The organism is Kitasatospora sp. NPDC004799 (assembly GCF_040609095.1).
Taxonomy (GTDB): domain Bacteria; phylum Actinomycetota; class Actinomycetes; order Streptomycetales; family Streptomycetaceae; genus Kitasatospora.
Window position 1 is genome coordinate 1 of record NZ_JBEXJK010000307.1, and the last position, 9,920, is coordinate 9,920.

Below are 9,920 nucleotides of genomic sequence, written 5' to 3' on the forward strand. Positions count from 1 at the left end.
GGGGCCGCGGGTGGGGGGGGCGGGGGGCGTCGGGGCCGTGCCGGGGGGGGGCCGCTGGGCGGCGGGGGGGGCGGCGCCCACCCCGCCACCCTCAGCGGGGGGGGCGCCCTCTACCCCCACCCCCGCGCTTTTCGTGCGCAGGCGCGCGATGTCAGCGGTTGACGAAGCCGAGGGCCACCGTGTTGCTGGTGTTCGACGAGCTGACCTGCTCCCTCGTCTCGGCATCCGAGACGGCGATCGTCCCCTGACTCGGTTTGTCCAGACCGTCAGGGCATACCGAGTCGACCGCCCTGCCGACGTCCTCCGCGGTCGCGGCCACGGTCACGGTGTGCTTGGCCTGCGCGTCCGTGAACACCGCCCAGCGCGCCAGGCCGAGGTCACTGCCCTCCAGATGAACCGGTCCGCCCGGCTCGACCTGGGGCGGGTAAACGGCGTCAAGGTGCATGCTCATCCTGCCTCGCCTCCTCTTCTCTCATGTGTCTGTCGGTCGTGATGAGCCTCAGTGGTGCAATTCCTGAATCCAATCCACAATCCCATCGACGGTCGGGCAAGCCTGTTCGGCTGGGAAACACGTTTCCTGCACATCCATGCCGCTACGGATTCTCGAACACGATGTCCAGGCTGTTGCTCGTGTTGCCCGGTGCGATCTCGCTCTGCGCATCGGCGGTGGAGAGCCAGACCTTTCCACGCCCGTTGGCCAGCCCCGGAGGGCGCTTCGACGTCGCCAGGTAGCCCACATCTCTGCCCGTGGCATCCGTGACGACCGTCCTGCCGTCCTCGTCCGCGAAGACCGCCCAGCGCACCAGGCCGAGATTGCTGCCCTCGAAAGTGACCGGGCCCCCTTCCTCCACGTCCGGGGGGGTCGACCTTGTCGATGTGGGGAACGAGGAGCTTGACGCGAATGGTCACCTCTCCGGACCCATAGGTCTCCGGAGGGCAGTTCGGCGGGCTCTCGATGACCAGCCGCACCTCGGGATCGCCGGAGGCGAGCTTGCTGCCGACGCGGACGGCGACATCGAGTTCGATCCGGTCCCCGCTGTCGTAGACGTCGAGGTGGGCGCCCGCGCACCTCAGGGTGGAATTCCCCGGCGACCGCTCGCCCCGGAAGGTCCCCGGCCGGCCTCCGTTCCGACTGAACCCCACGACGTCCTCCTCGAACGTCAGCCCGGGATCGGCGGTGAGGACGAGGTCCGCGCCCGCGACCCCCTCCCGCCTGTCGACCACCCGGAACGCGGCGGTGACCACGGAACCCGGGTCCGCCGGGACCTCCTCGGCCGTCACGTCCAGCCGGCCGCCGACTCCGGTCTCCACACTGCTCACCAGCCCAGCACGGTCACCCAGACCTCCCCGGCCGACGGACGGGCGCTGACCTGGGGATCGAATGCCCATTCACACGTCACGAGGACTTCACCCTTCTGGGCGTCCTCAAGGCCGGCCTCCGCCTTCACATGGATCCTTCCGATCTCCAGGTGCTGGTCGTCGGTGTAGTGCCCGGAGTAGCCGGACACTAGGGCGACCGCCCTGTTGACGCACTGTTCGAACGAGAACTGCTGCGTCTGGGTCCTGACGGATGCGTCGCTGGACGGCGGAAATTCGAAATGGCGCTGCTCGACCTGAATGCTCGGCGCCAAACCCACTCCGGTCACTGTCTTTCCTTCCCGTCTCCCGCTACAGCCCACCGGTCTCGGCGATGACCAGGATCCGCGCCGAGGCCTGGAAGTTGTAGTCGGGGCCGGCGTCCCGCGGGCGCAGCAGGAACGTCACCTCGACCGCGGCGGTATTACCGGCCAGCTTCCCCACGGAGCAATCGACGTGCTCCTTTCCGTAGGGGGCTTCACCGGGATTGTAGGGACCTCTCAGAAATTCCAGGGAGAACGCCTGGATGGCGGCTTCGGCGTTCTTTACGGGGTGGCTGAAGGTGGCGGTCCCTTTCCATACCAGCGGTTCCGTGCTGCGGCCGTGCTCATACGGGACCGCATCGACGACTGCGAATTCTATTCCCATGGCACAATCTCCAGACTCGCCCTTCGAATCCCGCGCCCCTCCTTGTCGTCGGATATCGCCTGAATTTGCCCACCGTTCGGACCCGGACCTCTCGGGCGGACGGTTCGCACACTTCCCAGCGCACACCATCCCCTCCACGATCGCAACCCGGTACGACAGGAATACCCGGAGTGACCGGTCGGCGGGCTCACGCCCCGAGGAACTCCGGACCGAAATGCTGTGTCTTGTCCTTCGGGTTCTCCGTCGCGTAGAGCGGGGCGGCCAGGCCCTCCAGGTGCAGCATGGCCTTCACCGCCTCGCTCAGCTTCGCCTGCCCGCCCTTGCCCGGCGTCCACGCTTCCTCCAGGAGCTGAACGGTCTGCTGGTACGCGGTGTTGAACGCGGCCAGCTTCGTCCGCGTCTCGGCGGTCACCTCGTACGTCGCCGGCTGCTTCGCGTACCCGCCCTCGGGGACCTCGGCCATCGGCCAGACCTCCGGGAACGGCACCGGCAGCTCCTGGCTGTACTCCCAGCGCCCGGTCCCCTTCTTGATGAGCTCTCCGCCCGCCACGATCTGGGCGAACTTGTAGTAGTGGGCCAGTTCGTCCGGCTCGTCGGAGATGCCCGGAAGGTTGGCCGTGCCCTCGCCCTGCGCCTTGATCTCGGCGATCGCGCGCTCGATGTCGGCGAAGTCCTGGATCTCGTAGAGCCCGAGCCCGGAGTCGTTCAGCTGGTTGTCCACCTTCGGCACCGGGCTGTAGCGCCTCATCATCCGCAGCAGCTTGTCGTAGAAAGCTCCGATGGTGACCGGGGTTCCCGTCGTGAGCGGCGGCAGGGCGGGCACCTCCGGGGACTCGATGACCATGTAGGTCTTCTGGACGTACTCCTTGGTCAGCCCCTGGAGACGGACCGTCAGGCCGGCTTCCACCCCGCCGGGAAGGCTCTTGGGGTACACCGGGGGCTTGATGACGGGCTTTCCTCCGAGGGCGGTGAGCATGTTGCACGCCAGCCCCATGTGGAGCATCTCCTCCAGGACCACGCTCTCGATCAGCTCGTACGCCTCGGTCTTCCTGTCCTTGCCCTTCATGTCCTTCTTGGGCCTGCCGCTCTCCTTGATGGACCACAGACCGCAGAGGTAGGCCGGGATGGTGGCGAACTCCACCTCGATCGCCAGCTGGAGCTGCTTGCGGATCTCCGCCACCGGATCCACCGGGTCGTCGAGATAGATGAATTCGGCGATCCGTGCCCTGAGCGACTTTCCGGCAGCGGTCTTCACAGTGGTGGCGGTCATTCCGTCCTCCGGTGTGATCGGTTCCTCGACGATGGGCCCTCGGCCCGCGCGGACGTCCGTTCGATCGTGGGTCGACCGGTGACCGCCCACCACCCCGGGCGGGCTGCCCGGGTCAAGGCACCGGGCCGTTGCGGTGGTGTTCGGCGGCCGGGGTTACCCGCACGGTGGAGCGCGGGCATGCGTGCGGGGCGGCCGTGACCGATTCGGCCGTGAAGCTCCCGGGTGGGAGCGCCCCCGGCGCCGTCACCCGGACGACGGAAGGAAGAGCCCTCCGATGACCACGGACACCACGACGGCGGACGCGCCCGCCGATGGCGTCGCCACCCGACGGGAGGAGGCCCGCACCCGGCTCCTCGACCAACTCCTGGGCCGCGACGGACAAGCAGCGCTGAACCCGGACGGCCTCCGGGTCGCTGACCCCACCTTCACCGGCCACGGCTGCCCGCTGCGCCTGGACGTGGGCGACGGAACCCGCCCCACGGGGCAGCACACCCCGGTCGCGTTCCGGGACACGGTGGTGGAGACCGGCACCTACACATGGCTGTTCCCCGCGCTGAACGGGTACGTGCCCGCCGACGACCTGATCGAGGAACTCGGCGCACCCGGCGGCCCGATGGACCTCAACCCCCCGCTCCCGTTCGACAGGAGGCAGTGCGCCGAGCTCGGCGAGAAGATCGACGACAAGTACCTGGCGAAGCCGTCGGCGCCGTCGACGGAGCCGGCCAAGGCCGGCATCCCGGCGGGCTACACCTACCTCGGCCAGTTCCTCGACCACAACATCACCTTCCAGGCCGACGCGACCTTCGACAGCAACACCATCGGGAACACGACGAACTTCCGCAGCGCCAGGGTCGACCTCTCCCACGTCTACGGACTCGGTCCCAAGACCCAGTCGTTCGCGTTCTACGACAACCTGGACGTCGGAAAGTTCTGGATCGACCCGAACCGCGACTACGACGTGCCCCGCAACCCCCAGGGCGTCCCGGTCATCGCCGACCCGCGCAACGACAACACCATCATCTCGATCCAGATCCACCACGCCTTCATGCTGTTCCACAACGCCGTGGTCGACATGCTGAAGGGCTCGGTCCCGGACGTCGCCCTCTTCGACACGGCGAAGCAACAGGTCGTCTGGCACTACCAGTGGATGATCCTCAACGACTGGCTTCCCAGGATCGTGAAGGACTCGGTGTACGCGAAGGTCAAGGCGGCGGCCGAGGACAAGGACGCCCCCTTCCTCGTCTTCAACCCCTCGCCGGACAAGCCGGTCGCCCTGCCCCTCGAATTCACCGCCGCCGCCTACCGGCTGCACTCACTGCCGGTCGAGGAGTACCGCCTCAACGGCACCACGACCGGCCACCTCTTCAACTTCCGCAGACCGTTCTCGCCGCTGCGCACCGAACAGGTCATCGACTGGCGCCAGTTCTTCGTGATCCCGAAGGCCTCGCAGCAACCCCAGTACGCGAAGCGGTTCGACCGGAAGATCATCCACGCCTTCCTCCAGATGCCGCCGCCCGTCGACAGCCCCCTGACGTGGCTGGAGGACTCCACGGAGAAGGAGGAGCTCCCGGACGGGAACCCGTACAAGGGCCAGTCCTACTCGCCACTGCTCTCCATCGCCATCCGGAACCTGCGCCGCGCGAACTCCTTCGTGCGCAAGGACGGCACCAAGGGGCTGCCCTCGGGGGAGGACCTGGCCAGGGAGGTGTACGCCAAGTACAACCCGGGCCACGACCCTTACACGCCCAAGGACTTCGGGCTGAAGGACTTCGACCACGTACCGCCCTGGTACTACGTCCTGGGCGAGGGCGCGCTCGAAGAGAAGTCGGACGTGGGCAGCCTCAAGCTCGGCACCCTGGGCAGCGCCCTGGTCGGCGAGGTGATCGCCGCACTGGTCAAGACCGACCCGGGCTCGTACCTCAGCCACAACAGCAAGTACCCGGCGAACCCCTGGAAGCCCACGTTCGGTGAGGTCCCCGGCACGTTCTACATGTCGGACCTCGTGCGCATCGCCGGACTCGTGTGACGACGGGCCGGGGCCGGCGGGCCCGGCCGGCGGGCCCGGCCGCCGGGGGAGGTTCTCGAGTCGTGGGCCACGCCGTGGAAGCCCGCCCGGATGCCGTGGCGCTCAGCCGGTGTGGGCGATCTCGGAGTTGACCGCGCACCACTGGCCCTTCGTCACGTCCCCGGTCGTGTTGTCCGGGACGTCGAAGGCCGCCACGGCACCGGGCTGGAAGACCACGACCATGCTGGAGCCGCCGTAGCTGAAGTAGCCCAGCTCGGCACCCTTCTCCAGCTTCTGCCCCGGCTCGACCCCGATGGTGAGCGAGGAGATCTCGGTGATGCCGATGGGCATCACGCAGACGGTGCCGATGGGGTCGGAGCTCCTGATGAAGATCAGGGCCCGGGCGTTGACCGAGGCCTCGTAGACCTGCGACTGGATTCCGGCGTCCGGGTCGTGGCCCGCCGATTCGAGCTCGGTGAACGTCAGTCCCTCGACCACCCGGGTGCTGATGACCGTGCCGCCGACCGGGGCGTGCCAACGGTGGTAGTCGGCGCCGGAGAGGAACGACTGGTAGACGTCGCCTCCGACGAAGCCGTCCGTCAGATCGCTGCCGTCCAGCATGTCGTAGAGGGAGTAGCGCTGGCCCTTGACCCAGAACTCGTCGGTGCGCCGCACGTTCCGCTGGATCCTGACCACCTTGCCGTCGTTCGGGGCGACGATGACCTTGGGGTCCCCGGCGCCCGCGACGGGGCGCTTCTCGGGTCTGATCTCCCGGTGGAAGAAGTCGTTGAACGACAGCAGCCCGCCATGGGGTTTCTTCGGATCCACCTGGAAGTCCCCGAGTTTGAGCTCCTCCCAGGCCGCCGACGACAGCCACTGCTCGTCGGTGAGGACCCGACAGCTGTCCGGACTGTCCAGGTACCGGCACCACTCCCGCAGAATCCCCAGGAGCGCCCTGTTGAGGTCCCGGTTGCGGAAGGCCGCCTCGCCGGCCGGCGTGAACATCATGTCGACGAACAGGGCGGACATCGGGAAGTGGACCTTGTCGAAGTAGCGTGGGGCCCAGGTGACGACGGTGTCGAGGTGGTCGAGCAGATCGGGGATGTCGCGCACCCCGTCCTTCCGGTACTCCTTGGCCTGCTCGATCATCAGGGTCACGTACATCCGCACCACCGGATCCCGGTCGATCAGCCGTGCCAGCTCGGCCACCGAGTCGTGCCGGACGAGGATGCGTTGGGTCCGCCGCTGCTCGACCTGACGGCCGAGCTCGTCCAGCCAGGCGTAGACGATGGTCCGGTCCTGCGGCAGGTAGCCGGCGAGCCGGCCGAACGAGTCCTGGTAGCGGGCCTCGACGGCCTGGGCGGAGTAGCGGTCACCGTTGACGGTCGTCACGGGGCTTCCTTCCTCTGGATGGGTCGACCGGGCACGGTGTGCGGCGAGCCGACCTCCGCGGAGAGCGCCACGCCCTCCCGGCCCACGGCGCCCGGGGCCCCGGCTCGTCCCCCGTGCCCAAGCCCACCGTCGCCGTCTCCCCGGGGGCTCGCGATCGGCCGTGCTCCATTGTCGGTAGGCGAGCCATTCGGGCAGCGTAAGCGCCCCGGAATTCCCGAGCCCCCGCCCCTTGCCGGTTCCCCCGAGGGCTCGCGGCAGGCGAAAGTCACGGGCGGGTGGATCGTGGGCGATCTGAGTGACCTTGTGGCGAGCCGGTGAATCCGTGCACCGGGTGGTCGACAGGGTCGCGACGGTCGTTCCTCGACCCTGGAGTTCCTTCAACCGGCCGTCGATCACAGAGGAGTTGGGGATGCCGGGCGAGTACGCGAAGTCCGAGAGGAATACGGCCCATGTGGCCATTCCGCGGCCGACGAAGTGACGCCGGGGGGCCGGTGTCGTTCCCGACGCCGGCCCCCGGGGTGGCCGGTGGGGCGATGGTCACCAGGTGACCGGCAGCGCCTGCAGGCCGCGGAAGACCAGTTCCGGTATGTAGGTGAGCTCGGACTCGTCGACGGCGAGGCGCAGCCCCGGGTACCGCTTCACCACGGACCCGATCGCCACCCGCATCTCCCGGCGGGCCAGTACCGCGCCGAGGCAGAAGTGCGGCCCGTGCCCGAAGGCGAGGTGTGCCGCCGGTCCTTCGCGCGTGATGTCGAAGCGGCCGGGATCCGGGTAGACGCCGGGGTCGCGGTTGGCCGCGACGATGACCGGCAGGACCGGTTCGCCCGCCCCCAGTTCGACGCCCTCCAGGTCGACGGGCTCGGTGGTGACCCGGACCTCGGCCGAGGTGAAGAGCCGGCTGTAGCGCAGCAGTTCGTCGACCGCCGGTCCGATCAGGTCCGGTGAGGACCGCAGCAGGGCCAGTTGGTCCGGGTGGCGCAGCAGGGTCAGGAACGAGTTGCCCAGCTGGTTGACGGTCGTCTCGTGGCCGGCGATCAGCAGGCCTTCGAGGTTGGCCAGCAGCTCGGGTTCGGTGAGGTGGTCGCCCTCGTCGTTGGCGGCGACCATCGCCGAGATCAACCCGTCGTCCGGCCGGGCCCGCTTCTCGCGCACCAGCTCGGCGAGCCAGTCCTGCATCTCGCCCTGGGCGGCCCGCAGTTCGTCCGGGGTGATGTCCGTGACGAACAGCCGCCTGGTCCACCGGCGGATGGCCGCCGCCTCGGAGTAGGGCACGCCGAGCAGTTCGCAGATGACCATCAACGGCAGGGGGGCGCAGAGACCGGCCACGAGGTCCGCGGTCGGGTCGAGGGAGTCGAGCAGGGAGTCCACGACGGACTGCACGCGCGGCTCCAACCGGTCGACCATGCGCGGGCTGAACGCCTGTGACATCAGCTTGCGCAGGCGGGCGTGGCGCTCGCCGTCCAGGCTGGTGACCAGCAACGGGTCGGCGGCGACGGACAGTTTCAGCGGGCTGCCGGGAAGCGTGGCCGCCTCCCGGCTGAACCGGCTGTCGCTCAGGACCTGGCGCACCGCCCGGTAGGAGAGGGCGAGCCAGACGTCCGCCGGACCCATCGTCGCGCGGACGACCGGAGCCTGCGCGAGCAGGGCCTCGGCTTCGGGTTCGTTGTCGAGGTGGTGCGGTGTGCTGAGGGGGAACGTGGCTCGCATCGCTGCCTCCTGACGGGAAGTCATCAGCCCCAGGGTGCCGGGTGCCGGGGAGTCTAGGGCGTCGTCACCGGCGGCGTCGACGGTGCCCGGGAATCCGGCCCGGTCGTGGCGGTGCGGGGCGTGGACGAACTACCGTGGCCGCACCGGCAGGTTCACCGGCAGATTCTCCGGCCGTGTTTGCCGGCCGTGTTCGCGGGCGGACACGGCGACGGGCCGTCCGCGGCAAACGACGCGTTTCCCGGGGAACGGAACGGATTTCGCCACGGCGCCTGTGCCGTGCAGGCATATGACGTTGTGATGTGCCTCGTTTGAGCCAGCCTTCGCCCGGCCTATGGCGACGGCGTGACGTTGCTGCCATGCTCGTCTCCCACGGTGAGACGATCATCGCCTCGGCCCCCAAGGCTCAGCTCACCAGTGCATCTTCCTCACAGAGCGTCGCCAGCGCTGTCGCGTTCGAGGAGCGCTCCACCGATCCAGGCGCCCGGAGCGCGGTCGAGTCCGGGTCGGATACCACCGGGTCGCCGGGCTGCCCGCGCGCTCGATGATCCGGCCGCTCGCGCGGCCGGAGCCGCACCATCGGGACTGCTACGGAAACGCCCCGCCTTCCTTCCTCCCCCCCGGCTCACGAGGTGTCGATGTGATGCGCTTCCCCCTGGATTCGGACGCCGATCGTGTCGCTGTCGTCGGAATGGCGGGCAGGCTGCCGAAAGCCCCGGATCCGGAGGCGTTCTGGCGACTGCTGTGCGACGGGGCCGACGCGATCACCGCGCCGCCCGCGGGCCGGCAGGGCGTACGGCACGGCGGCTACCTGGACCGGGTGGACGGCTTCGACGCGGCGTTCTTCGGCGTGTCCCCCCGGGAGGCCGCCGGCATGGACCCGCAGCAGCGGCTCATGCTCGAACTCGCCTGGGAGGCCCTGGAGGACGCCCGGATCGTGCCGAGCACGCTGACGGGCGGCCAGACGGGGGTGTTCGTCGGCTCGATGTGGGAGGACTACACGTCCCTGGCCTACCCCGGCCACATCACGCCGCACACGCTGACCGGCACCAACCGGGGCGTCATCGCCAACCGCGTCTCGCACTTCCTCGGGGTGCGCGGACCGAGCATGACGGTCGACACGGCCCAGTCCTCGGCGCTGGTCGCGGTGCACCTGGCGGTCGAGAGCCTGCGCCGCGGGGAGTCGGCGCTCGCCCTGGCCGGCGGGGTGAACCTCAACCTGACCGCCGCCCGCGAGGAGGGAGCGGTGGAGTTCGGCGGCCTGTCCCCGGACGACCGCTGCTTCACCTTCGACGCCCGGGCCAACGGCTTCGTCCGCGGCGAGGGCGGCGCCTTCCTCGTCCTGAAGCCGCTGGACCGGGCCCTGGCCGACGGGGACCGCGTCTACGGTGTCATCCGGGGCAGCGCGGTCAACAACGACGGCGCCACCCGGAGCCTGACCGTGCCCAGCGCGCAGGCCCAGGAACAGGTCATCCGCGAGGCGCTGGCCCGCGCCGGCGTGCGTCCCGCGGACGTGCAGTACGTGGAGCTGCACGGCACCGGCAC

Annotated in this window: 9 protein-coding genes; 2 read left to right on the top strand and 7 right to left on the bottom strand. The window is 69.3% G+C overall.

Going from position 1 to position 9,920, the window contains the following annotated elements; genetic code table 11:
• Nucleotides 1-151: 151 nt before the first annotated feature.
• The 5 genes from ABZW03_RS29765 to ABZW03_RS29785 all read right to left on the bottom strand — a co-directional run bounded on the left by ABZW03_RS29765 (nucleotide 152) and on the right by ABZW03_RS29785 (nucleotide 3,274).
• Entirely contained in the window at nucleotides 152-451 is a 300-nt protein-coding gene (locus ABZW03_RS29765; protein ID WP_355264929.1) for a hypothetical protein, read from the bottom strand.
• Between the two features lie 142 nt (nucleotides 452-593).
• Entirely contained in the window at nucleotides 594-851 is a 258-nt protein-coding gene (locus tag ABZW03_RS29770) for a hypothetical protein (protein ID WP_355264932.1), read from the bottom strand.
• 465 nt (nucleotides 852-1,316) lie between these two features.
• Nucleotides 1,317-1,646, bottom strand: coding sequence for a hypothetical protein (locus ABZW03_RS29775; RefSeq protein ID WP_355264935.1), 330 nt, complete (start codon nucleotides 1,644-1,646; stop codon nucleotides 1,317-1,319).
• 22 nt (nucleotides 1,647-1,668) lie between these two features.
• Nucleotides 1,669-2,004 carry a hypothetical protein gene (locus ABZW03_RS29780; RefSeq protein WP_355264938.1) on the bottom strand — a complete coding sequence of 112 codons (336 nt, stop codon included), beginning with the start codon at nucleotides 2,002-2,004 and terminating at the stop codon, nucleotides 1,669-1,671.
• A gap of 187 nt (nucleotides 2,005-2,191) precedes the next feature.
• A complete protein-coding gene (locus tag ABZW03_RS29785) occupies nucleotides 2,192-3,274 on the bottom strand; it encodes a ferritin-like protein (protein ID WP_355264941.1) in 1,083 nt (360 codons plus the stop codon).
• A gap of 274 nt (nucleotides 3,275-3,548) precedes the next feature.
• On the opposite strand from ABZW03_RS29785, the gene ABZW03_RS29790 reads away from it, so the two are divergent.
• The gene (locus ABZW03_RS29790) at nucleotides 3,549-5,300 is read left to right on the top strand and encodes a peroxidase family protein (RefSeq protein ID WP_355264944.1); all 1,752 of its coding nucleotides are present in this window, start codon (nucleotides 3,549-3,551) and stop codon (nucleotides 5,298-5,300) included.
• Nucleotides 5,301-5,402: 102 nt separating this feature from the next.
• Here ABZW03_RS29790 and ABZW03_RS29795 read toward each other — a convergent pair whose 3' ends face one another.
• On the bottom strand, nucleotides 5,403-6,671 hold the full coding sequence (locus ABZW03_RS29795; protein ID WP_355264947.1) for a phophatidylserine decarboxylase associated domain-containing protein: 1,269 nt from the start codon (nucleotides 6,669-6,671) through the stop codon (nucleotides 5,403-5,405).
• Nucleotides 6,672-7,208: 537 nt separating this feature from the next.
• The gene (locus ABZW03_RS29800; RefSeq protein WP_355264950.1) at nucleotides 7,209-8,378 is read right to left on the bottom strand and encodes a cytochrome P450; all 1,170 of its coding nucleotides are present in this window, start codon (nucleotides 8,376-8,378) and stop codon (nucleotides 7,209-7,211) included.
• A 688-nt stretch (nucleotides 8,379-9,066) separates the two neighbouring features.
• Here ABZW03_RS29800 and ABZW03_RS29805 point away from each other — a divergent pair.
• Nucleotides 9,067-9,920: polyketide synthase (locus ABZW03_RS29805; protein ID WP_355264952.1), on the top strand; the 854-nt coding region annotated here is incomplete at its 3' end.